The 23,319-nt window shown below is 40.1% G+C and carries 21 protein-coding genes; 17 read left to right on the top strand and 4 right to left on the bottom strand.

Going from position 1 to position 23,319, the window contains the following annotated elements:
* Positions 1–46 precede the first annotated feature (46 nt).
* On the top strand, positions 47–811 hold the full coding sequence (locus ACFSCZ_RS10630) for an NAD(P)/FAD-dependent oxidoreductase (protein WP_380773913.1): 765 nt from the start codon (positions 47–49) through the stop codon (positions 809–811).
* A gap of 19 nt (positions 812–830) precedes the next feature.
* The gene (locus ACFSCZ_RS10625) at positions 831–1,415 is read left to right on the top strand and encodes an amino acid synthesis family protein (RefSeq protein WP_380773912.1); all 585 of its coding nucleotides are present in this window, start codon (positions 831–833) and stop codon (positions 1,413–1,415) included.
* A gap of 125 nt (positions 1,416–1,540) precedes the next feature.
* Here ACFSCZ_RS10625 and ACFSCZ_RS10620 read toward each other — a convergent pair whose 3' ends face one another.
* Positions 1,541–2,617 (bottom strand): sigma-54 interaction domain-containing protein, encoded by a 1,077-nt coding sequence (locus ACFSCZ_RS10620; protein ID WP_380773911.1) that lies wholly within the window; start codon positions 2,615–2,617, stop codon positions 1,541–1,543.
* Positions 2,618–2,869, bottom strand: a complete 252-nt coding sequence (locus tag ACFSCZ_RS10615) for a PAS domain S-box protein (RefSeq protein WP_380773910.1) — start codon at positions 2,867–2,869, stop codon at positions 2,618–2,620.
* Positions 2,870–3,175: 306 nt separating this feature from the next.
* Between ACFSCZ_RS10615 and speB the strand changes: the two genes are divergently transcribed.
* The 9 genes from speB (at position 3,176) to ACFSCZ_RS10570 (ending at position 12,698) form a co-directional block, all read left to right on the top strand.
* Complete coding sequence (gene speB, locus ACFSCZ_RS10610) at positions 3,176–4,141, top strand: agmatinase (protein WP_380773909.1); 966 nt, start codon at positions 3,176–3,178, stop codon at positions 4,139–4,141.
* Between the two features lie 265 nt (positions 4,142–4,406).
* Entirely contained in the window at positions 4,407–5,462 is a 1,056-nt protein-coding gene (locus ACFSCZ_RS10605) for an ABC transporter substrate-binding protein (protein ID WP_380773908.1), read from the top strand.
* Between the two features lie 185 nt (positions 5,463–5,647).
* The gene (locus ACFSCZ_RS10600) at positions 5,648–6,247 is read left to right on the top strand and encodes a DUF1989 domain-containing protein (RefSeq protein ID WP_380773907.1); all 600 of its coding nucleotides are present in this window, start codon (positions 5,648–5,650) and stop codon (positions 6,245–6,247) included.
* 387 nt (positions 6,248–6,634) lie between these two features.
* The gene (locus tag ACFSCZ_RS10595; protein WP_380773906.1) at positions 6,635–7,759 is read left to right on the top strand and encodes an ABC transporter ATP-binding protein; all 1,125 of its coding nucleotides are present in this window, start codon (positions 6,635–6,637) and stop codon (positions 7,757–7,759) included.
* Between the two features lie 29 nt (positions 7,760–7,788).
* Positions 7,789–8,694, top strand: coding sequence for an ABC transporter permease (locus tag ACFSCZ_RS10590; RefSeq protein ID WP_380773905.1), 906 nt, complete (start codon positions 7,789–7,791; stop codon positions 8,692–8,694).
* 2 nt (positions 8,695–8,696) lie between these two features.
* Complete coding sequence (locus tag ACFSCZ_RS10585) at positions 8,697–9,473, top strand: ABC transporter permease (protein WP_380773904.1); 777 nt, start codon at positions 8,697–8,699, stop codon at positions 9,471–9,473.
* A gap of 21 nt (positions 9,474–9,494) precedes the next feature.
* On the top strand, positions 9,495–10,565 hold the full coding sequence (locus ACFSCZ_RS10580) for an ABC transporter substrate-binding protein (protein WP_380773903.1): 1,071 nt from the start codon (positions 9,495–9,497) through the stop codon (positions 10,563–10,565).
* A 92-nt stretch (positions 10,566–10,657) separates the two neighbouring features.
* Positions 10,658–11,797: an N-methyl-L-tryptophan oxidase gene (gene solA, locus ACFSCZ_RS10575; RefSeq protein ID WP_380773902.1), complete on the top strand. Its 1,140-nt coding sequence runs from the start codon at positions 10,658–10,660 to the stop codon at positions 11,795–11,797.
* A 205-nt stretch (positions 11,798–12,002) separates the two neighbouring features.
* Complete coding sequence (locus ACFSCZ_RS10570; protein ID WP_380773901.1) at positions 12,003–12,698, top strand: GntR family transcriptional regulator; 696 nt, start codon at positions 12,003–12,005, stop codon at positions 12,696–12,698.
* A 107-nt stretch (positions 12,699–12,805) separates the two neighbouring features.
* Here ACFSCZ_RS10570 and ACFSCZ_RS10565 read toward each other — a convergent pair whose 3' ends face one another.
* Positions 12,806–14,215: an NAD(P)/FAD-dependent oxidoreductase gene (locus tag ACFSCZ_RS10565; protein ID WP_380773900.1), complete on the bottom strand. Its 1,410-nt coding sequence runs from the start codon at positions 14,213–14,215 to the stop codon at positions 12,806–12,808.
* 335 nt (positions 14,216–14,550) lie between these two features.
* Between ACFSCZ_RS10565 and ACFSCZ_RS10560 the strand changes: the two genes are divergently transcribed.
* The 4 genes from ACFSCZ_RS10560 (at position 14,551) to ltaE (ending at position 19,843) form a co-directional block, all read left to right on the top strand.
* A complete protein-coding gene (locus ACFSCZ_RS10560; protein WP_380773899.1) occupies positions 14,551–15,627 on the top strand; it encodes a Zn-dependent alcohol dehydrogenase in 1,077 nt (358 codons plus the stop codon).
* A gap of 73 nt (positions 15,628–15,700) precedes the next feature.
* A complete protein-coding gene (locus ACFSCZ_RS10555) occupies positions 15,701–17,146 on the top strand; it encodes a gamma-aminobutyraldehyde dehydrogenase (RefSeq protein WP_380773898.1) in 1,446 nt (481 codons plus the stop codon).
* Positions 17,147–17,443: 297 nt separating this feature from the next.
* Positions 17,444–18,511: an ABC transporter substrate-binding protein gene (locus tag ACFSCZ_RS10550; RefSeq protein WP_380773897.1), complete on the top strand. Its 1,068-nt coding sequence runs from the start codon at positions 17,444–17,446 to the stop codon at positions 18,509–18,511.
* A gap of 285 nt (positions 18,512–18,796) precedes the next feature.
* A complete protein-coding gene (ltaE, locus tag ACFSCZ_RS10545; RefSeq protein WP_380773896.1) occupies positions 18,797–19,843 on the top strand; it encodes a low-specificity L-threonine aldolase in 1,047 nt (348 codons plus the stop codon).
* Positions 19,844–20,178: 335 nt separating this feature from the next.
* On the opposite strand, the gene ACFSCZ_RS10540 is transcribed toward ltaE, so the two are convergent.
* On the bottom strand, positions 20,179–21,105 hold the full coding sequence (locus ACFSCZ_RS10540; protein ID WP_380773895.1) for a LysR family transcriptional regulator: 927 nt from the start codon (positions 21,103–21,105) through the stop codon (positions 20,179–20,181).
* A 112-nt stretch (positions 21,106–21,217) separates the two neighbouring features.
* Between ACFSCZ_RS10540 and ACFSCZ_RS10535 the strand changes: the two genes are divergently transcribed.
* Together ACFSCZ_RS10535 and ACFSCZ_RS10530 are read left to right on the top strand one after the other, a co-directional pair.
* Entirely contained in the window at positions 21,218–21,979 is a 762-nt protein-coding gene (locus ACFSCZ_RS10535) for an alpha/beta hydrolase (protein WP_380773894.1), read from the top strand.
* Positions 21,969–23,183, top strand: a complete 1,215-nt coding sequence (locus ACFSCZ_RS10530) for an MFS transporter (RefSeq protein WP_380773893.1) — start codon at positions 21,969–21,971, stop codon at positions 23,181–23,183. Before ACFSCZ_RS10535 ends, ACFSCZ_RS10530 begins: the two co-directional genes overlap by 11 nt.
* Positions 23,184–23,319 lie beyond the last annotated feature (136 nt).

The raw sequence follows: 23,319 nt of genomic DNA, 5'->3' as shown, positions 1-23,319 counted from the left end.
GGTTTTTGGGTGTGTAGTAACTTCAATTATCCTTAGAATTCAGGGGGTGGCAATTTTTTTGCTTATAAAGCCCGCTATAAAGACATTCTATAGCCTATTTAATATAAAAGTTTTGACAATACGGGAGAGGGAAGGAGGGGTCATCTATGAAAACTCAAAAGTGATCTCAATTGAGAAGAAGAATAATAAATTTCACATACACACGTCCAGCGGTAAGGTTGTTGCCAAAGAATTAGTAATTGCTACAAACGGATATACAACTTCAATTACAAAACAATTGGTTAGGTCTATCATACCGATGAATAGTAATATGATTGCCACTGAACCATTGGACGAATCAATTGCCAAAAAGCTGATACCCAAAAAACGTGGGGCTTTTGATACTAAAAATTTACTTTATTATTTTAGGTTGTCTAAAGATAACCGGATGTTATTTGGCAGCAGGATAGCAGGTCCCCAAGACGGCACTTTATATGAAAAACTAAGAAAATGTATGCTTCATGTCTTTCCTCAGTTAAAGGAAAGTAAAATCGATTATCAATGGGGCGGGAAGCTGGCGGTAACCAGAAGTATGTTCCCGCATGTAGGAAAAACAGAGGATGGCGCACACTTTGCACTAGGATACAGTGGACACGGCGTCTCACTTTCAACATTAATGGGGCAAATTATTGCTGAAAATATAGCAGCTTCGGATAGAGAAAAATGCAGTTTGGAAAAATTGCCTCTTAAAGAAATCCCTTTCCTTAATCAAAGAGGACTGATTTTAAGCTTGGCGACCAATTATTTTAGATTGAAAGATCTCATATCATAAAAAATAGGAGGGAACTTGAATGACTGAAGAACTTAACATCAGAAAGCTGTATACTGTGATGGATGAGGTACTGACAGAAGGGGAACGTATTTTGGAAACCCCCATTAAAAGGGCTGTAGCTATTGCTGTAATTAAGAATCCTTTTGCCGGCAGATATCAAGAAGATTTAAGTATACTGTCAAACTATGGGGAACCCTTGGGAGAGCTGCTTTCAGCCAATGCTCTGAAGGGATTGGGCATCAGCGATGGCTCCGAAGTTGAAAGTTATGGAAAAGCAGTTATCGTGGGTCTAAAAGGTGAAATAGAACATGGACATGCGATTATCCATCCGAAGATTGGTGCTCCATTTAGAAGTGCTATCGGAGGAGCAGACAAAGCGCGGGCGGTCATCCCTTCGACCGGAAAAATAGGTGCGCCTGGAACATCAATTGACGTGCCGGTTCACTATAAGGACTCCGAGTGGGTTGTAACCCATGCTGATACAATTACCGTCATGGTCCCAGATGCGCCTTTTGAGGATGAGATTCTTGTTGCTTTGGCGGTGACAACCGGTGGACGGCCGCACGCAAGAGTACCGGGGCTGCAAAAAGAAGCAGTACTGTAAGATGAAGTAAATGTTATTTAAAAAACAGTCTTTTCTAAATAATAGGATGGACTGTTTTTTCTTAAACTATTTTTGCTAAACAGATTACATTATTCATTGATTCGAATGGTTGCGGTTTTTTTGGATTAGTCAGGTTGAACATATTGTTTGATTTTTCGGTTTGCTGTTGTCTGACTAATACCTAAAGCTCTTCCGAGTTTAATACTGCTGGGATATTTCTTATACATCTTGGTAATATAATCACTTTCTATTGCTTTCATGTATTCACTAAGTGTCAATTCCTGTTTTTGTTTTTTTGCGTCATTGAAATTTCTGTCTGCCAAGGTAATAATATGACTATTTGATAAAATCATTGTCTTCTCGATATAATTTCGTAGTTCTCTAATGTTTCCAGGCCATTTTTGCTGGCTCATCCATACTTTCATTTCCTCAGAAAAAGTCTTATTTAATCCATGCTTTAGTTTAAACTCCTCCGTGAATTCATCAATAAGTACTTTTATTTCGTTCTTTCTCTCCCTTAGGGGTGGTATATCAATGTTTATTACATTGATACGAAAAAACAGATCTTCACGAAATTGTCCTTTCGCTACCAAATCCTCAAGGTTTCTGTTGGTTGCACAAATAATCCGGCAATCCACATACACTTCCTTATCACTGCCTAAACGAGATATCTTTCGGTTTTGCAATACAGATAATAATTTGACCTGTAAACGATATGGAAGTTCAGAGATTTCATCCAGTAGAATAGTACCGTTATCAGCAAGTTCAAAGTAACCTTTTTTACCTCCTTTTTTTGCTCCTGTAAAGGCACCTTCTGCATACCCAAACAATTCAGATTCTAAAAGGGTTTCAGGAATGGCTCCACAATTCACCTCAATGAATGGCATATTTTTGCGAAATGACCTTTCGTGTACTACCCGTGCGAACCTCGTTTTGCCCACACCAGTTTCTCCTCGAATAAGGAGAGTTACATCTAAGTTAGAGACCTTTTCAACTAATTTCATTAACTTTGCTTGATGGTCATCATATACTCCCTTTTGTTTTTTTAAGTTGTCTAACTCTTTTTCATATAAGGAAATAGTTTTGGCTACTTGCTTATTCTTTTCTTTAAGGATCTCTAATTCTGTAATGTCTCTTGAAAAGCTTAATACATTTACAAGAGTCCCTTGTTCATCAAAAATTGGATATGCTGCAACTAGCACTTATTTATTTGTTTTTGTATACTGAATCCTATTTTCAATAGATTTGGTTTTTAATACAATTTTTGAGACAGAAGGATTCAATATCCCTTGTTCTTCAAGGTCATATACTGTCTGTCCAATGATATCCTGAGAGTCCACTCCATATAAATCCGTAGAGGCAGGGCTGACGTCCAAAACAACTCCCTTATGGTCTATAATAAAAATTTCGTCAAAGGAATAATTAATTATTCCTTTTAAGAGAATGGAGTCCAATTGTGAACACCCTTTCTGTATAAGGTAGTTAATTTTGATTATACTATAGTTTGAATTGGCTATGTATTAAATATAATTAAAATATATAAATTATTTTATCAACTCAAAAATTTTATAAAGATAAAAGCATTGTATATATGATTTTAATATAAATTTTTGCAAAGTTATTTTAAAGTGGGTGGATTGCGCTGGAGAAGTAATAATCAAAAATGATTACATTTTATATATAAGTGTCCTATTGAAGGGGTTATGAATTGGAACAAAACTTGCATTTCAAATAAGTATATTTAATGAAGGAGGCAGGTTATGATTAAGAATAAAAAGTACTCACCAATTGATTCTCAGGTCTTTCCAAGATTTAGTGGGATTAAGACATTTATGAGGCTTCCACATGAAACTCAAGAAAAAGAAGTTGATTTTGCTATTGTTGGCGTCCCATTTGATACTGGGGGGAGTTTTGCAGTTGGTACTAGATTTGCACCCGAAGCAGTACGGTCCATGTCGTCTTTAATCAGACCATATAACCCGGGTTTGAAAATTGATATCTTTGAGCATTGTTCTGGCATTGATTATGGTGATTTTGCTGTAAATCCAGGGTATATTGAAGAGTCCTATCAACAAATTGAAACTCAATTAGAAGCGCTACTACATCATGATATAATACCTATTTTAATTGGCGGTGACCATTCAGTATCGTTACCTCATTTAAGAGCAATGGCTAAGAGGTATGGGAAAATAAGTCTGGTACAATTTGATTCTCATGGAGACACATGGGACTCTTATTTCGGAAAGAAATATACTCATGGAACTATGTTTAGACGTGCGGTAGAGGAGAATATCGTAGACCCATTTAAATCTATTCAGATTGGAATGAGGGGGAGTCTATATGGACCAGGTGATATTGCGGATGCTGAAAATCTAGGATATAAAGTAATTACTACAGAAGCTCTCAGAGAAATAGATTCAAATATACTGGGAAAAATAATTAAAGAAAGAGTAGGCGATAGCCCTGCCTTTGTTACTTTTGATATTGACTTCTTAGATCCTGCTTATGCTCCAGGCACAGGTACTCCCGAGATAGGTGGATTTAGCACTTTTGAAGCACAACAATATATTCGGTCATTGAAAGGCTTGAATATAAAAGGTTACGATGTAGTAGAGGTTCTTCCTGATCGGGATCTTTCGAAGATTACCAGTCTTGCCGCTGCAAATGTATGCTTTGAATTCATTTCGCTGGTCGCCTGTAATAAAAAAATAAAGCAACATTCATAAACCGTGATGTTTTTAGTATGTTGTTTCTCATAGCGATTCTATTTTAATTTTTGGACACAGATCCTAATCTTAAGGTTTTTTTAAAAAAATGTCGGAATAATGTGAACTATGTATCTTATGAAGGATAGTATTTATTAAACAGTTGTTATGCAAGGGGATTGATTTAAGTCATACGAGACATGTAAAGATTTAAACACGATTGCCGAGGGACAAAACATGTCGTACTGAACCCATTATACTAATGGACTATTTGGAGGGTACCAAAATGAGGAGAGTATTAAGTGTTTCGTTTTTTTTAATATTCCTTTTTTTGACTGCATGTAGTGATAATGCCACTACTAATCAATCCGGAACTTCCTCAAAGGAACTAGTTGTAGTTGATTACGGAGGGGCTATGTCTGAGGCCCAGCAGAAATCAAAATATGAGCCATTTGAGAAAGAGAATGATGTTAAGGTTACAATTGTTTCTCCTACTGATGTTGGAAAACTAAAAGCAATGGTAGAAGGTGGAAATGTTGAATGGGATGCCGTGGTAGCTGACAGTGATATTGCACTGCGTTTAGAACGTGAGGGCCTCCTTGAAGACCTAGACTATGACATAATTGATCAATCGGGTTTTATGTCGGAACTTGTAACAACTTCTTCGATCGGCAATGAACTATACTTTACAAATATAGCCTACAATACAGACGTTTTTGATGAGGATAACCATCCAAAAACATGGAAGGAGTTTTGGGATACGGAAAAATTCCCAGGTGCTCGCTCTCTGCATAAAAGTCCCATGGGAACATTAGAGATCGCATTACTTGCTGATGGTGTTTCACCTGATGAATTATACCCACTAGACCTGGAACGGGCTTTTAAAAGCTTGGATAAAATTAAAAGTGAAGTAACAATATGGTGGGATGCCGGTGCCCAACCTCCTCAATCACTCGCGACAAAAGAGGTAGTTCTTGCTGCTGCATGGAACGGACGCATTTCTGCTGCACAATCAGGTGGAGCACATATTGCAAATGAATTTAACGAAGCACTTGCAATGGCAGATTCATGGATTATTCCAAAAGGTGCTCCTAATAAAGAGTTGGCACAGAAATTTATTGCTTTTGTCTCACTGCCAGAACAGCAGGCAGAATACTCTAAGCTTATTGATTATGCACCACCTAATGAAAAGGCATTAGATCTACTACCGGAAGAATTGAAAGAAAATATAGGGCGTTCCTCAAAAGACGCAGAGAATCAAATTACTGTAAATATTGAATATTGGGCAGAGAATTTCGAAGAGGTCAACGAAAAATTTAACAATTGGTTATTAAGCAACTAGAGAAAGTCATTATACAACAATTTTGCTTAATCCTGACAATTCTTATGCGATTAACAATTGTTCATATAAGGGATCTCCACTGTAAGTAAAAGATGTCTACTATATTATTGTAGAAACCTTTCAAGACATGATGTTAAATCAAGGTTGCCAAAGTTAGATATAAAAAAATGTAGGGGGGCATGGCAATGCCTGGACGCGAAGTTTTAGTTCCTGGAGGTTACGGAAGAGCATTTCAGGTTACTAAAGGAGAGTGTATAACTGTTATTGACCTGGAAGGGAAGCAAGTTGCGGATTTAATTGCATTTAATCCAAATAATTTTGATGAGTATTTGTCTACAGCACAAACTAGGGTAATGTTAGGCAAGATCCATGTAACTAAAGGAGACTGTTTATATAGCAATTTTAAAGACCCTGTACTGGAAATTATAGAGGATACTGTAGGTGTTCATGATACAATTTATCCTTGTTGCGATCGTGAAAGGTATCTATATGGTTTTGGTGTAAAAAAACACAGGAATTGCAGGGAAAACTTTGTGGAGGCGTTTGAGGTGTATGGATTAAAGTATTCTCATGTTCCAGGCCCCTTAAACCTTTTTCAGAACACACCACTTAACGAGGAAGGAACATTTGGCTCAATTTTAGAGCCAAAGTCCAAGGCAGGAGATTACGTTATTCTAAAGGCTCACAAAGATTTAATTATCGGTCTTTCTGCATGTCCAATGGATTTAACACCCCTTAATGGGGGGGAGATTACTGACATAAAAGCAGTAATAACAAACGACTAAAGCAGGAAAATTATCTACGCTGGATAGGTAAAAAGCACCGAAAAAACAAAACCTACAGGCGAAAGGGATGTCGCAACTCCTTTTTTACCTTTTTGTTATCTAACGGTTTTTTAAAATCTTATTATAAAAAGCTCAAAGGTAAAGATATTTTAAAAACAGTCTCTTCTAATGAATTGGCTGTTTTTTCTTTAAAAATAACTATGTGTACTTTTAAGGAGTGTAAATGGTATAAATTTATTGAAATTATAATCTATTTATAATATTATGTATACATTAGTATAATACAAATTTTATTTGCGAATATTTTCACATTTAAATGTAAGCGTTTTAACAATTGTTATTAAAAATTTATTGAGATATTTAAAATGACCAAGGGAGGTTAAATCTGTGGCAAGCAATTTAAAGGTAGAAAATGTTACAAAGTTTTATAAGAAGTTTAAAGCGGTCGACAATGCGAATTTAACTGTAGAACAAGGGGAGTTTTTTACAATCTTGGGTCCCAGCGGTTCGGGAAAAACGACGCTGCTAAAATTGATAGCGGGATTTGAGGAAATCAGTTCAGGGACCATTATGCTGGAAAACGAGAATATCTCAGCTAAAAAGCCTTATGAACGCAATATCGGAATGGTATTTCAAAACTATGCCCTTTTTCCACACATGACGGTATTTGAAAATATTGCTTATCCACTGAAACGGCGTAAAGTAAAAAAACAGGAAGTTAAACAAAAGGTAGAAGAAGTACTGAAAATTGTTCATTTGGAACAATACGCTCATCATTATCCTAACCAAATGAGTGGAGGCCAGCAACAGCGTGTTGCACTTGCCAGGGCAATTGTTTTCAGTCCGCCGCTGCTTTTGCTGGATGAGCCCTTAAGTGCATTGGATAAAAATTTGCGTCAACGCATGCAAATTGAAATTAAAGGAATTCAAGAAAGATTGGGCATCACCACTATTTCTGTAACGCATGATCAAGAAGAAGCTTTAACAATGTCCGATCGAATTTGCGTTATGAATCAAGGGGGAATCGAACAGATTGATACACCTGAGAACTTATACAAATATCCTAAAAATAGATTTGTTGCGGAGTTCATCGGTGAAATCAATTTGTTGAAAGCTGTATTAATAAAAGAAGAGGCCGGATATGCCAATTTCCAGCTGTCAAATGGCCAAGTGGCGACCATTCACACCAGGGGCCAGTCGTTGGAAACCGATTCGTTCCTGATAGCGCTCAGACCAGAAAACATTCAGCTCGAAGAAACCGGCAAGCATTTAAAAAACAAACTCCAGACCAAAGTGCTGTCTGTCATTTATGTAGGAGAGGCATTAATTGTCATAGTGCGGACAAAAGAAGGACAAGAATTAAAAATAAAAGTTCCGTCATTACTGTCGCATGCTATTACCGTAGGGGAGGATTTGACTATAGGCTGGAATCCGCAAGACGCAACCATTATAGCAGATGAGCCGGCTGCCACTGAGAGCGCTGAATTACAAATGGCCTCATCTTCAACATAAATTTACCCAAAACAAAGGATGTGATGTGAATGATGGAAATTAAACAAGAAAAACAACCCCTTCCGGGTTACAGTGTACCGACCCCCGGTATTTTTACAAAGATTCCAGGTTTAAAGTGGCTGCTTGTTGTCATACCGATCATTTATGTCTTTACTTTGCTCCTCTATCCGATGATTGGACTGTTTAAGCTTGGAGTTACTGACAACAGCGGTTTTACTCTTGAATATTTAAAACATATTTTTTTGAACAAAGTATATTTGGATGTAATCTGGATTACGTTAAAAATCTCCTTCATAGTGACAGTAATTACTTTGCTGATTTCTTATCCAATTGCTTATCTATTAATCAGAATTCAATCCAATACATGGAAAAGTATTATTATTGCTTTAGCTATGATTCCTTTTTGGATTAGTCTGCTTGTCCGTACATTTTCCTGGATAGTCATGCTCCAAGACCGTGGAGCTATTAACCAGGCTCTGATGGCACTAGGAATTATTGATGAACCTATCAAACTATTGTATACGACTACAGGAGTCGTAATCGGAATGGTCCACGTCCTGTATCCATTCATGTTTTTCAGCCTGTATTCCGTTATGAAAGGGATTGACCAACGATTATATCAAGCGGCGGAGGGGCTGGGAGCACGTCCGTTTACTGCGTTTTTACAGATTAATTTACCACTGTCACTTCCGGGAATTTTGGCAGGGTCGCTTCTCGTTTTCGTCATGAGTCTGGGCTTTTTTGTTACCCCGGCATTGCTCGGTGGTTCGGGTGAAATGATGATATCCATGGTTATCGAGAACTATATTAACAAAACGCTGAACTGGCATTTGGCTTCGGCATTATCACTTGTATTATTTGTTGTAACTATTATTATCTTAGGTTTGGCTTTCTTGTCTCTGCGGAATCATGCTGTATTAAAGGATGTGACGTAATTATGTGGTTAAAAGGCATTGTTGCTCTGATCCTCGCGGCTTTGACGGCACCGATTCTGATAATCTTTGTGATGTCTTTTACATCGGTATCCTATTTTCAATTCCCCCCTCCCGGATTTTCCGGGAAGTGGTATCAGGCATTTTTTAATGATCCTTCTTGGATGGAAAGTCTTTTCCGCAGTTTGCAAATCTCTTTTTTTACTACGATTTTAGCTGTGGTTATTGGAACCATTGCAGCTAATGCTGTCATGAGATTGGACTTTCCGGGCAAACAGTTTTTTATGGCACTTATGGTAGCCCCCATGATTATCCCTGTTATCATCGTCGGTATTGCACTTTACCGTTTTTTTGCACCGTTGCAAATGACAGGTACAATCACAGGTATGGTTCTTTCGCACTCTATCTTGTCTATTCCGATTGTTTTTGTCACTGTCCTGGCAAGTCTGAAAGGGATGGACCGAAACTTAGAGCTGGCAGCCATGGGATTGGGATCGACTCCACTGGAAGCATTTTTCAAAATAACCGTGCCTTTTATTCGGCCCGCACTCTTTTCAAGTGCTTTGTTTGCTTTTCTTATTTCGTTTGATGAATTGGTGGTTACCATTTTTCTGGCAGGTCCCACAACAAAAACTTTGCCTGTTAAGATGTGGGAAGATCTGCGAACTCAAGTAAATCCAACCATTGCGGCCATTTCCTCCATTTTAATCATTAGTATAGTCATTATTTACATTCTTCAGGGATGGCTTTCCCAGCGGGCGGATAAAGCAAAAACTCAATAGAAACTCTAAGGAGCGAGTCAAGTGTTTAGAAAAGTTACTTTAACAGGAATTCTGACAACTATGGCTTTATTAACTGCAGCTTGTGGGGGCGGAGGATCTGAAAGTGCCGGTCCCGGGGAAGATCCAAAGGAGACATTGGTCGTGGTAGACTGGGGCGGGGCTGTAACAGAGGCGAGAAAAGATACTATTTTTAAACCCTTTGAAGAAAAATTCGGTGTTAATATTGAAGTAGAATCACCTACCGATTATGGGAAATTTAAGGCAATGGTTGAAGGCGGAAATGTAAATTGGGATGTGGTAAATGTTGATACATTTTGGGCAGAACAGGCAGGAAAACAGGGGCTTGTAGAGCCAATTGATTATAAGATTGTGGACAAAGAACACATCCTGCCGGAAATGGCTAATGAATATTCCGTCGGAGCTGAAATGTATTCGTCGGTGATTGCCTACAGTACAGAGGCGTTTTCTGAAGATCAACATCCTAAAACGTGGGAAGATTTTTGGAATGTGGATAAATTTCCTGGGGCAAGAGGCCTTTACAATTCCGCATATGAAACTTTGGAAATTGCATTGCTTGCGGATGGGGTAAAACCTGAAGACCTTTATCCACTGGATATTGACCGGGCATTTAAAAGTTTGGACAAACTGGCAGCCAAAACGGAAATTGTATGGTGGGATGCCGGAGCACAGCCTGTGGAACTCCTTTCCAGTGGTACCGTTACGGTTTCCACAGCTTGGAATGGCCGTATTACTGAGGCCAAGAAAGATAACGTACCAGTAGATCTTCATTATAATCAGGCAACTTTGGCAAGCGAATCCTGGGCGATTCCTAAAGGAAGCAAGAACAAGGAACTTGCAATGGAATTTATTAACTTTGCTACTTCCGCGGAAGTTCAGGCGGCTTTCTCTGAAACAATTGACTATTCGCCTGTAAACCAAAAAGCCATTGAATTATTACCGGCAGAAGTACAGGAAAGGCTTGGTCAGTCCCCGGAGTTAGCTAAGACACAAGTGATTATGGACCCTGTATATTGGGCGGAACACTATGATGAAGTAAGTGAAAGGCTGCAAGAATGGCATCTGAAGCAATAATTGACGGTTAAGAGGTAATGATTTCTATTTTATTTGTGTAAAGCAGCAAGCCTGCACTGAGGGGGCTGCTTTACACAGGGAGGGATTACCATATGGATGGAGATGTTGGTGTAATTGGATTGGGTTCTATGGGAAGCATGGCTTTATGGCGGATCGCCAAAAAAGGTATATCTGTAATAGGGTTCGAACAATTTGGAATCGGACATGACTATTCTGCTGCTGGCGGGGAATCAAGGATTTTTCGAACGGCATACGGCGAGGGAGCAGAGTATGTTCCGATCCTGAAGGAATCATACAGATTGTGGAGAGAACTTGAACGGGAATCAGGAAATACACTGCTCCATTTAACAGGTGCCTTGATGATAGGGGAACCCGATACCCCCTTTATGGCCAATGTTTTAAAGAGCGCTAAAAACTTTGATTTGGAACATGAGGTACTTGATGAGCAGCAATGGAAAAAACGATATCCGCAACATCGTCCTCTTCCTGGTGAGATTATGGTTTTAGATAAGCTGGCAGGAGGCTTGAGGCCTGAACTGGCAGTTGTTTCTGCCGTTAAACAGGCAGAGAAGCTGGGAGCAAAGGTATATAGCCATTGTCGGGTTGAGAGCATTAAGAATACCGGGAATACAATACAAGTCATGGCTAATGGAAAAGAATATCATTTTAAAAAAGTGGTGATTGCAACAGGCCCATGGACAAGCGTATTCATGCCGAATCCCAAACGTCAGATACATGCTAAACGTTTAGTCATGGGGTGGTTTGCGGCAAAGGATATTAAGAAGTTTCAGCAGGATAACTTCCCCGTCTATATTAGGGAATCAGGAGAAGATAAATTTTATGGCACACCGACTTTTGAGGGAAGTATGGTGAAGGCTGCTGTTTATCACGATTTTGGAACTTTGCAGCATCCGGATGAATTAGAACGTACAATGATGCCTGAGGATCTAAAACATTTGCGTGAAACAGTACAGAAATATCTTCCGGACCTTTATCCGGATCCAGTAAGGACAGGCGTTTATATGGATGGTTTTACAAATGATGAGCATTCATTTGTTGGCAGTATTGATGAAGATGGCTGCATAATTCTCCTGGGCGGATTTTCAGGACATGGTTTCAAAATGTCATCCGCTATTGGAAAGATTGCTGCAGACTTGGTGCTTGATGGAAACACATCATTTGATATAGGTCATCTGTCGCCAACAAGGTTTTATCAAAAGAATTCTGTATAAGGGCGTAAGGAACTTTAAATGGCGAGGACTGAAGGGATGGGACAGTCCAAGTGTTTCATAACCTTTTCTTTGAAGGCAGTTTCTATAGGAAAGGCATTGAAGTGTATCTAAATGGCTTTAGCTCTATTCTTGGGCTAAGGCTATTTATTTAGGAAACAACTGAGCATTTTAGCAGTGGATAGTAAATAAGTGGGAGGGAAGATATTTGAGCAAAAAATTGTCTTTAGAAGAGTATGTATATAGTGAGTTAAAAAAAGCGATTTTCAACAGGCAAATTCCCTTAAATACGCAACTGAATGAAGAATTGCTCTCAGAGGCCTTTAAAGTGAGCAGAACCCCTATTCGTTCAGTTTTAAAAAGAATGCAGCACGAAAAAATCCTTCAAATTATTCCCCGCAAAGGGGCATATATTAATCAGCCAACCTTTCAAGAAATAGAAAATGTTTTTCAATTAAGAACGCTGATGGAAAAAGAAGCTATTAAGATTGCATGCCGTGAAGCTGCCGATAAGCAATTGAAGGCTTTGGAAGAATTAACTTATGAAGAGGAAAAATTGTTCAGAAGCGGTAATTATGCAGACGGATTAAGAGTTTGTTCGGAGTTTCACCAGAACTTGATAAAACTTACAAAAAATCATGTAATGATTGAGTATAGCCAAGAACTTATTAATATAACAAATATTTATTTGGTTTTTCATGAAACTGCAAATAAAGAGAGCCCGCGTTCTCCTGAAGAGCATAGAGAGATTGTGAGAGCAATACAAAGGAGAAATGAAGAAGAAGCGCTGCAGTTGTTCGATCAGCATATTAAAAGTATCAAAGATCATCTAAATAGAAACAAGAATGAAAATATCGTTGAATTTCATAAGATTTTTAAGCCATATAAAAAACAACCCATATGATCCTCAAGTGAAAACTGCAATAAACATCTTTAGATGTGGATATCTCGGTGCTGCCTATGGAATTGGATATCCACATCTAGTAAAGAGGCTCTTGCATTAAAAGCTTTTTAGTGTCGATTCAAACGTTCTCCCAAAGTATTGCCTTTGGGAGGAATATCCATCTCTTCTGATTTTTTATCTACTCTTTCGAGGCTGGATTGTACAAATCGTGCCCCGATCCACCGTAATGGCTCAGGCTCCCATTTCCTTGATGTATGCTGGACCATTGGTAATTCTGTAAGGGAACCTTTCTGTTCGTTAATTAACTGACTTAACACCCTTCCGGCCAGATTTGTAGTTGAAACTCCCTGTCCGGCATACCCCCATGCCCCTGCAATTCTTGTCTGCTGATCATATATAAAATTTGGTGTCCAATCACGTGTAATCCCTAACGGTCCTCCCCAAGAATGAGTAAATTTAATATTTGAAATGGATGGAAACCATCTTTGAACCATTTGTTGTAACGATTCATGAGTAGGTCTGTGGAAATCAAATTCATCTTTAATTTTGGATGCATAACGATAAGGCTGGCCCCTGCCGCCGAAAAGAATTCTGCCATCCGCTGTCCTTTGTAAATAATCTACAGAAAGGCGAGTGGATCCTACAGTTTCACGGCCTTCCCATCCAATCGATTTCCATTGTTCTTCAGTTAAAGGTTCAGTTAAAGTGATTAATGAATACATTGGAATTAATTGGCGGCGAAAGTTTTGTAGTTGGCTTAAATAGGCCTCTCCAGCTAAAACTACTGCCACATTTGCCTTAACCGTACCGTTCGCTGTAACGAGTTCGGGCGAACGTACACTATTTCCTTTCTTCACTTGGACAACTTCCGTCTGTTCAAAGATGTTCACCCCGCGCTGCTCCAAAATTTGGGCTAAATGCCTGACAAGTTTTCCCGGGTTTAAAACACCTGAATTTTTAGTGAATACGCTTCCTTTTGCACCTGCAATACGAATTCGTTTATCTGTTTCATCTTTGCTTAATAACTCGATTTCATTTTCTAACCCCAACCTTTTATATACTGAAAATGTCTTTTCAAGTGCCGGTATTCCATAATTGCCCAATGCGATTTGCAATGATCCCCCTTTTTCCCAGTCAGCATTTATGTTTTCTTTTTGAATGATATGCTCTACTTCAGTAACAGAGTCAGACATCGCTTGCAATAATTCGCGTGCCGCAGCTTCGCCATATCGCTCGATAGCAACGCCTGGACTGATAGAAAACTTTGGAGAACACCATCCGCCATTTCTTCCGGATGCCCCGAAACCGGAGATTTCTTTCTCTAAAATTGTGATCGATAACGATGGATTGCTTTCCAATAAATAGTAGGCAGTCCACAACCCGGTAAAGCCAGCACCAAGTATTGCTACATCAGTTGTAATGGAGTCATTAAGTGGCGGACGGGGTAATAAAGGATCTTCAGCTGTCTCCAGCCAATAACTTTTTGAATGATAATATTGAGATCTAACGTTTGCCATAGAAATCCCTCCATATTTTAAACATATTAATTAAACCATTCCGAAATTCACCATTTGTTGTATACAGAGAATAAAAAATAAAATGAATACATAGAATCATCTTAAAGCGCTTACATATAAATTGTCAATAATTTTAAAATATTAATTCACATTTAGCGAACTCCAACTATGTCAGCTGCTTATCTTAACTTTTTAATAGAGTTTAGGATTTATCAGATACTTAATTTCTAAAGGATTATTGACAGAGTAAATGTGTATTTGGTATTATGTAAACGTATACATACGGAAAATTCAAAAATGTATAAAAAAAGATGGGCCAATAAGGGGGAGCGTCTATGAAAGCCGCTGTATTTTATGGACCAGGTATTCCGCTCACAGTGGAGGATGTGGATATTCAAGGACCAGGTCCTGATGAAGTACTTGTAAAAATTCATTACAGTGGAGTTTGTCACAGTGACTACCGTGTTTTAACAGGGGACTGGGAATATCCAAAACCGATGATTCTCGGGCATGAAGGGGCAGGCACCATTGAACAAGTCGGGGAAAATGTTAAAGGATTAAAGGTTGGGGATCACGTTATTTTATCTTGGATTCCAAGTTGCAAAAAATGTTTCCACTGTATATCAGGTAGGCCCCACTTATGTGAATCATATGAAACAAAAACAGAGACCCGTAGGTCATTACATGGAAAACCGGTTTATCCGGAGTTCCGGGTAGGATCTTTTGCTGAATATGCAATTGTCCCTGAATCTGGAGCAATTAAAATACGGGATGATATGCCGCTGGACAAAGCCTGTCTCATTGGGTGCAGTGTAATGACCGGGGTCGGTTCTGTGATCAATACAGCAAAAGTAGAGCCCGGTTCGTCTGTTCTTGTTGTCGGCTGTGGAGGAGTAGGACTTTCCATCGTTCAAGGGGCCGCTCTTACTTCTGCAAGTAAAATCATTGCAGCTGATTTGAATGAAGAGAAGCTTAAGAAAGCAGTGGAGTTTGGAGCTACTCATACCATTCATTCAGGAAAGAATGACTTGATTGAGGAAGTCATGAGGATGACCGATGGCGTGGGAGTAGATTATTCATTTGAAGCGATAGGCAATGTTAAAACAATTGAAATAGCCTATGAGGCGATTCGGACAGGCGGTACAGCGGTAATTGTTGGTCAAGCTGCATCCGGACAAAAGATATCTATTGATCCGTTCGAAATGTCAGATCGTGAAAAAAAATTAATTGGCTGTAATTATGGTTCAGCAAAACCGGATATAGACTTCCCAAAGTTAATTGACCTATATATGATGAAAAAATTAGATGTAGATTCAATGATCTCTCATGTGGTGGGGTTAGAAGAATTAAATGAAGCTTTTGAGAGAATGAAAAAGGGAAAAGGACTCCGAACCATTGTGAAAATAGGTTAATGATTAGTCTTTCAAACTGGTAATATCTTAATTTTGAAAGAAAGGCAATCAACCAATATAAAGGGTGAAGAAAATGACGATCCAAACAGGGAAGAAATACAAAGTTTACATTGATGGGAAATGGACGGAGAGCATAGGAAGTGAATACGGTAAAGTAATAAACCCGGCTGCAGAAGAAGTAATGGCCGAAATTTCTCTTTGCGGTGAGGCTGATGTGGACAAGGCCGTAGAGGCTGCAGGTAATGCATTTAAAACATGGAAGAATACAACTCCGAAAGAAAGAAGCTTAATATTATTAACATTAGCAGATGCAGTGGAAGAAAACATTGATCGCTTTGCTCTGCTCGAGTCACAAAACGTCGGTAAACCTATTGCTGCCGCAAAAAGTGATGTCCAAGGTTTTATTGATATCCTTCGTTTTTATGCAGGAGCAGCCAGAAACCTTCAAGGGTTGAGTACAGGAGAATATCTTGAAAACCATACAAGCATGATTAGACGTGAGCCTGTTGGTGTTGTAGCTTCCATTACGCCCTGGAATTACCCGCTTGCAATGGCTGGATGGAAGATTGGCCCCGCGCTGGCAGCCGGTAACACAGTAGTACTGAAACCCTCTGAGCTTACACCGTTAACTACGCTTTTATTGGCCGAAATAAGCGAAGGGATCTTACCTCCGGGTGTATTAAATGTTATTACAGGTTATGGGGAAGTTGCGGGAGCTGCCCTGTCCGCACATCAAAAGGTCCATATGATTTCACTGACAGGGAGTGTTCGAGCAGGTATGTCAGTCGCCCGCGAGGCAGCTCAAACGTTAAAGAAGGTACACTTAGAGCTTGGCGGTAAAGCTCCAGTCCTTATTTTTGATGACGCTGATATTTCTAAAGCAGCTGCAGGAATCAAAACCGGAGGTTTTTATAATAGTGGACAAGATTGTACAGCTGCTGCACGGGTGTATGTGTCAGAGAAAATATACGATCAATTTCTAGAAGAACTCGTTACAACCGTCAGGAACATTAAAGTAGGAGATCCTATGGAACCAGGAGTAGAAATGGGCCCGTTGGTATCAAAAGCACATCGCGACAGAGTCCATGGATTTGTTGAACGTGCAAAGAAAAATCCCGGTGTTCAAGTTTTAACAGGAGGAGAAAAAATCAATCAACGCGGATTTTACTATAAACCGACAATTATAACAGGGGTTAAGCAATCTGACGAAATTGTTCAGGAGGAAGTCTTTGGCCCTGTTGTTACGGTTATCCCATTTTCAGATGACAAGGAAGCCATTGAAATGGCAAACGATTGTAACTATGCTTTAGCAGCTTCTGTTTGGACAAAAAATATTGACCGTGCAATGGACATGACTAAGCAATTGGAATTTGGCGCTGTATGGACCAATACCCATTTAACAATTGTGAGTGAAATGCCGCACGGCGGGTCAAAACTTTCAGGATACGGCAACGACCAATCCATCTATTCCCTTGAGGAATATACCAATATTAAACATGCGATGGTTAAATTTAATTAGGGAGAACGATGGTTAAATTCCTTCGAAGCGAGCTTAAGAAGACAATAAGGCCGTGTGCCTATACCCTTTTGTATCAGTAGTACTTACCCATATGGACATTGAGTTAAAGTTTTGAGTTGTTTTTTTAACCATTTGTAATGCCTCTGATTTCCGCTCAATTGATATAATCTCAATATAAATTTTCTGAAGATACAGGTTATTGGCAGGAGATTAAATTTTTTTGTGGTAACAGAAAGATCCAGTTGGCTTAGGTTACTAAATATCCATTAATAAAAAAAGTTTAAAGGGGAGAAACCTATGCGTAGAAAAGGGTACATTTTTGGTTTATTTCTGGCAATAACTCTCATTTTATCAGCATGTGGCGGTGGAGCAAGCGAATCCGGTGGAGAAAGTTCTTCAAACGACACCCTAGTAGTTGTTGACTGGGGAGGAGCTATTACTGAAGCTAGACAGAAATCTATTTTTGAACCTTTTGAAGAAGAATTTGGAGTTAAAATTCAAGTTGAATCCCCGACAGACTATGGAAAGTTTAAAGCGATGGTAGAGGGTGGAAATGTTACCTGGGATGTCGTAAATATTGGAAATTTGTGGGGAGCACAAGCAATGGATCAGGATCTCTTTGAACCGATTGACTATGACATTGTCAACAAGGAAAATGTGAAACCTGAATTGGCAAAGGAATACTATGTAGGAGCAGAAATGTATTCAACGGCTATTGCATACAGCACTGAACAGTTTTCAGAAGATGACCATCCTGCAACATGGGCTGATTTTTGGGATGTAGATAAATATCCGGGTGCGCGCGGGTTATGGAAAATGCCATATGAAGCCATGGAAGTTGCCCTGCTGGCTGATGGCGTAAAACCGGAAGAACTATATCCGCTTGATATTGACCGTGCTTTTAAGAGTCTGGAAAAATTAAAGGAGAAAACTGAAATTGTATGGTGGGATGCGGGAGCACAGCCAGTTGAATTATTATCCAGTGGTACTGTCACAGTGTCTACGGCATGGAATGGAAGGATTACGACTGCAAAGAATGAAGGTGCTCCAGTAGACCTTGACTATAATCAAGCTTTATTGAACAGTGAATCTTGGGCAGTGCCAAAAGGAGCCAAAAACAAGGACTTGGCCATGGAATTTATTAACTTTGCAACAAAAGCAGAGGTTCAGGCGGAGTTCTCCAAATCTATTGATTATTCTCCTGTTAATGAGGAAGCGGTTAAACTATTGCCGGAAGAAGTCCAAAATCGACTCGGCCAATCACCTGAACTTGCGGATAAACAAGTGTTAGTCAACGAAGAATATTGGGCTGAAAACTTTGATGAAGTCAACCAGAGATTCCAGGAGTGGCTGCTACAACAATAAGTGGAATCAAGGCTGTTTATTCAGGTATGAGTTTGGTAATTTTACTGGACTCATACCTTTATGTTTGAGTTTTTCTTTTGTAAGGAGGAAGACCCAAAGAAAACTTTCCGTTTTCTGTAAGACATCTTTTCCAAAAAATCACAATTTTAATTTCATAGTTTTTGCAGGGAATACCGGAAACTACATTACACACTTTCGATTTTTCTGAAGAGGATAGTTTCCTGCATAAGGAATTTTTGCTACTATCATTCATAATAGAATGTTTGATTGAAAGGAGTACGACAAATGCCGATAGATTTACGAAGTGACACGGTCACCCAACCGACAGAAAAGATGCGGGATGCGATGCGCAACGCAGTGGTGGGAGATGACGTTTACGGAGAAGACCCAACGATTAATCGACTGGAGCAGCTTGCCGCGGAGATGGTGGGGAAAGAGGCGGCGCTATTTGTTACAAGCGGAACACAGGGAAATCAAGTTGCGGTTTTATCCCATACTGCACGGGGCGATGAAGTGATTTTGGGAGCCAAATCCCATATCTTTTATTATGAAACGGGAGGTCTTGCTGCGATTGCAGGTGTACAGCCGAGAACCATTCAAGAGGTCAACGGGCAAATGCCTGTTCATGAAATCGTGGCTGCGATTCGTGAAGACGATATTCACTGTCCCCAAACTGCTCTCATTTGCCTGGAAAATACTCATGCCGATTCGGGCGGGCTGATTTTGCCCCTGCCCTATATGAAAAAGGTGTACGAAGTTTCCCGGAACTATCAAATTCCTGTCCATTTGGATGGCGCCAGACTATTTAATGCAGCCGTCGGCCTAGGGGTCGATGTTAAGGAAATTACAAAATATGTAGATTCAGTCCAGTTTTGCCTGTCTAAAGGGTTAAGTGCTCCCATGGGATCTATTTTGGCAGGTTCTAAAAAATTTATCGATGAGTCCAGAAAATGGCGCAAAATGCTTGGCGGGGGGCTTCGCCAAGCAGGAGTTGTGGCAGCCGCCGGTATTGTGGCACTGGAAGAAATGGTGGATCGTTTGAAAGAGGATCACCTTCATGCAAGGTCGCTTGCTGAAGGCCTGGCGCAAATTGAGGGGATCGCTGTCAATGCTGAGGGAGTAGAAACAAACATTATTATGTTTTCAGTTGAGGAACTGGGGATGACGTCCAATGAGTTTATTCAGCAATTAAACAAGCATGATGTTCTCGCAAACCCGGAAGGTCCATCGCGAGTCCGTCTGGTTACAAATAGAAGCATAAAAGAAGGGGACATTGAAAAAGTTGTCCAAGCTGCAAAGAATATTTCTGATAAAGCAAGAGTGGGTGCATAGATCTCAAAGGTCTTTCACAGTCATTGTGTTGGTGAAAGACCTTTTTCAATGGAAAAGGAAGATCTTTTCCCTATGAACAACCCAAGTGGTTAAAAGAAGCAAACCTTTCATTCGCAAGCGATACGCCATCCCTTTCATGTGTGCTTATTCGGCACTTTTTATAGGATCACCTTGATGAAGTAATGGCCGGAGAAGGTTCAAGTGGTTGTCGGAGATCCTCACACTCCGTAGAAGCTGTATAAGATAGGAAGTTTGCAGCATCTTTCGGCTCTGTTTTGTCATTCCAATTACAAGATTAAATCATCCATACTGATTAATGAAGGCATAGAGTTTGTTTAATCAATTGTTGGGTCAAAGGCCTTTCTGTCGTTAGAAAGGCCTTTTCTTCTGACTATTTCCAAGAACGCCTTTGCATGGGGAAGAACTTCTTTGTCATTTTTCCTCGTGCAAGCATAGACCGGACGCTTGATCTCCACTCCTTCAACATTCACGCGGGCAACTTGTTTTTGCTGAAAGTAGCTCTCCAAGGCAATCACCGGTGCCAGCATTACCCCAAAACCTGAAGCAACGGTGCGAATGGATTCTGTCATTCCATATAGCTCCAAACCGATTTTCGGCGATGGGGTTTTGTGAATTTTACATAATGCCATCAATAGGTCTTTTGTAGAGCTCCCTTCTTCCCTTAATATAAAGGGCTCTTCCATTAATTCCTCAAATGAAACAGTTTGCCCGGCAAGCCTGTGGCCGATAGGTACAATAAAACAAAACTCCAGATTCATCAGATGTTGATAGTTCATATCTGGATGATGCTCATTTTCTTCGATAACGAATGCCACGTCCGCTTGATAATGAAGCAGCTGCTCGATGACCTGCTGGGTATTTTCGGTTTTCACTTGCACTTTCCGTGTTGGATACAATGCTTTATATTGGCTCAGCCATTCCGGCAGCAAAAAGTTGGTGGGGATATGGGATGCGGAAATCGTTAGGTGCCCTTCTCCTGAATTTCTTACTTGGGAGATCTTGCTTTCGATGTCTTTTTCCAGATCGAATAACCTTTGTGCTTGTTGATAGACAAACTCCCCCTCGGGAGTTAAAACGATTCCTCTTCCTTTTGATTTAATTAAAGAAAAACCAAACTCTTTTTCGAGATTCCGCACCTGCATTGTGACGGCAGGCTGACTGATTCTCAGTACTTCTGCTGCCTTGGAGACACTTTGATATTCAGCGACTTTAGTATATAAACGGAGCGCATGGATATTCATTAATCTCTCACCGCCTATAAAAATTTCTGATGTGTTAATATAAATTATATATTATATTTATAACATGTGCTTGTGTATGCTGTTTATAGAGGATTAACATTGGAGGATGAAAATGATAGTTGTGTCACCTGAGTCTTTTACATATAAGAGTACAAATAGAGCTGTTCTATTGCTCCACGGCTTTACTAGCAATACGAATGATGTAAGGATGTTGGGAAGGCATCTGCAGGTCAATGGCTACACGTGCCATGCTCCATTATATCAAGGGCACGGGGCAGGTGTCGGAGAATTGATAAAAACAAGTCCACAAGAATGGTGGAAAGATGCGGTGACCGGATACGAATATTTAATTTCAAAAGGGTATGAAGAGATCGCTGTGGCCGGGATTTCCATGGGCGGAATGTTTGCTTTGCATTTAGCTGCCGCCAAGAAAGTGAAGGCTGTGATCACCATGTCCGCTCCGGTTCTGGATAGAAAAACAGATGAATTGTTTGAACGGGTGCTAGAGTATGCAAAAAGAGTAAAAAAACTGGAAGGAAAAAACGATGAGGAGTTCAAGAAGGATTTCCAGGAACTTAAGCAGATAGCAATGCCGTCCTTGCAAGATCTCCGGAAATGCATTTTGCAGGCGGGAACAAAATTAACCGATATCACCGCTCCCATCCTGGTGCTGCAAGGCTGCCTGGACCAGCCAGTATATCGGGAAAGCGCCGATCTTATTTTCCGTTATGCAAGCTCCGACAATAAACAGCTGAAGTGGTATGAAAATTCCGGTCATATGATCACCATGGGGAACGAGCGGAAACAGGTAAATGAAGATATTTGCCAGTTTTTACATTCATTGGAATGGGAATCTGATGTACATGATGAGTAAAGAAAAAAAGGTTCTTAGACATTCGTATATTCAGCAGGGGACGCCGTCTTTTAAAAAAGCAAACCTTGCGCTATTCGCAGCAGCTTTTATTACATTTGCTAACTTATACAGTACGCAGCCCATAATGCCTCTTTTCACAAAGGAATATGATGTCAGCCCGACAATGGCGAGTCTGTCCCTGTCATTGACAACTCTCTCCCTCTCGTTCGGATTGCTCTTATTCGGGTCCCTTTCGGAAGCATGGGGAAGAAAGAACATCATGTCATTCTGCGTGATTATTACATCCTTATTGACTGTGGCGATCGCTTTTTCCCCCACCTTTGAATTTTTGTTGGTGTCCCGTGTGATCCAGGGGTTCGCCTTTGCCGGCATCCCTTCAATTGCCATGGCCTATCTTGGAGAGGAAATTGAGGGGAACAGCGTTGGGGTAGCGATGGGACTTTATATTAGCGGCAACACGGTAGGAGGATTGGCCGGCAGGGTCATTATGGGAACGATGTCGGACTTGTTTTCCTGGCAGACGGGGATGGTGTTTTTGGGAGCGGTCAGCCTCTTGGCAGGGTTATATTTCATATGGGCACTTCCTCCTTCCAGACATTTTGAGCCGCAGCCGTTGAATTTGAAAAGCCTGTTTGGCTCACTGGTCTCGCATGTAAAAAACCCTGTATTGGTGTCGTTATTTTTAATCGCTTTTTTCTTGATGGGAAGCTTTGTAACCATCTTTAATTACCTTGGGTTTAAATTGGCTGACCCTCCGTATAATTTAAGTATGACGATCATCGGGTGGCTGTTTCTGGTGTATTTGGTAGGAACCTTTAGCTCCGCGTGGTTCGGAAAGCTGGCAGATCGATATGGCAGGTCCCGGTTTATTATTTGGGGAACGCTGCTAATGATGGCAGGAGTGGCTTTAACGGTTCCAGTCCATCTGGTCTTCAAGATCCTGGGTATCATTATTTTCACCTTTGGATTTTTTGGTGCCCATTCAGTAGCGAGCGGTTCGGTCAGCAGCCGGGCAACCCATGATATAGCTCAGGCCTCTTCTCTCTATTTGTTTGCGTATTATATGGGATCAAGTATTGGAGGATCGGCCGGGGGCATTTTCTGGTCCCGTTACGGATGGATCGGTGTCGTCAGTTTTACTGCAGTATTTTTGATCATATCGATGATATTGGCAATCAAGGTAAGAACAGAAAAACCCTCCTGATCTCAGGAGGGTCAGGCTGTCGAGAAACCCTCGACAGCCTTTTTAATTATTTATAATATTTGTTCTTTCATCGTTTTAATTTGTTAAAATAAAAATAACAAAATATGGCGGTGATAAAGTTGCTCCATACAAAATC

The organism is Siminovitchia sediminis (assembly GCF_042680885.1).
Classification (GTDB): domain Bacteria; phylum Bacillota; class Bacilli; order Bacillales; family Bacillaceae_C; genus Siminovitchia; species Siminovitchia sediminis.
The sequence above is the reverse complement of the archived record's forward strand: the minus strand, read 5'-3'. Positions and strand labels throughout refer to the sequence as shown.

Bases quoted from the DNA above. Each gene is read 5' to 3' on its own strand.
- ACFSCZ_RS10560 (WP_380773899.1), top strand. From the start codon at position 14,551: ATGAAAGCCGCTGTATTTTATGGACCAGGTATTCCGCTCACAGTGGAG.
- ACFSCZ_RS10625 (WP_380773912.1), top strand. From the start codon at position 831: ATGACTGAAGAACTTAACATCAGAAAGCTGTATACTGTGATGGATGAG.
- ACFSCZ_RS10605 (WP_380773908.1), top strand. From the start codon at position 4,407: ATGAGGAGAGTATTAAGTGTTTCGTTTTTTTTAATATTCCTTTTTTTG.
- ACFSCZ_RS10530 (WP_380773893.1), top strand. From the start codon at position 21,969: ATGATGAGTAAAGAAAAAAAGGTTCTTAGACATTCGTATATTCAGCAG.
- solA (WP_380773902.1), top strand. From the start codon at position 10,658: ATGGATGGAGATGTTGGTGTAATTGGATTGGGTTCTATGGGAAGCATG.
- ACFSCZ_RS10535 (WP_380773894.1), top strand. From the start codon at position 21,218: ATGATAGTTGTGTCACCTGAGTCTTTTACATATAAGAGTACAAATAGA.
- ACFSCZ_RS10565 (WP_380773900.1), bottom strand. From the start codon at position 14,215: ATGGCAAACGTTAGATCTCAATATTATCATTCAAAAAGTTATTGGCTG.
- speB (WP_380773909.1), top strand. From the start codon at position 3,176: ATGATTAAGAATAAAAAGTACTCACCAATTGATTCTCAGGTCTTTCCA.
- ACFSCZ_RS10590 (WP_380773905.1), top strand. From the start codon at position 7,789: ATGATGGAAATTAAACAAGAAAAACAACCCCTTCCGGGTTACAGTGTA.
- ACFSCZ_RS10585 (WP_380773904.1), top strand. From the start codon at position 8,697: ATGTGGTTAAAAGGCATTGTTGCTCTGATCCTCGCGGCTTTGACGGCA.
- ACFSCZ_RS10600 (WP_380773907.1), top strand. From the start codon at position 5,648: ATGCCTGGACGCGAAGTTTTAGTTCCTGGAGGTTACGGAAGAGCATTT.
- ltaE (WP_380773896.1), top strand. From the start codon at position 18,797: ATGCCGATAGATTTACGAAGTGACACGGTCACCCAACCGACAGAAAAG.
- ACFSCZ_RS10550 (WP_380773897.1), top strand. From the start codon at position 17,444: ATGCGTAGAAAAGGGTACATTTTTGGTTTATTTCTGGCAATAACTCTC.
- ACFSCZ_RS10540 (WP_380773895.1), bottom strand. From the start codon at position 21,105: ATGAATATCCATGCGCTCCGTTTATATACTAAAGTCGCTGAATATCAA.
- ACFSCZ_RS10555 (WP_380773898.1), top strand. From the start codon at position 15,701: ATGACGATCCAAACAGGGAAGAAATACAAAGTTTACATTGATGGGAAA.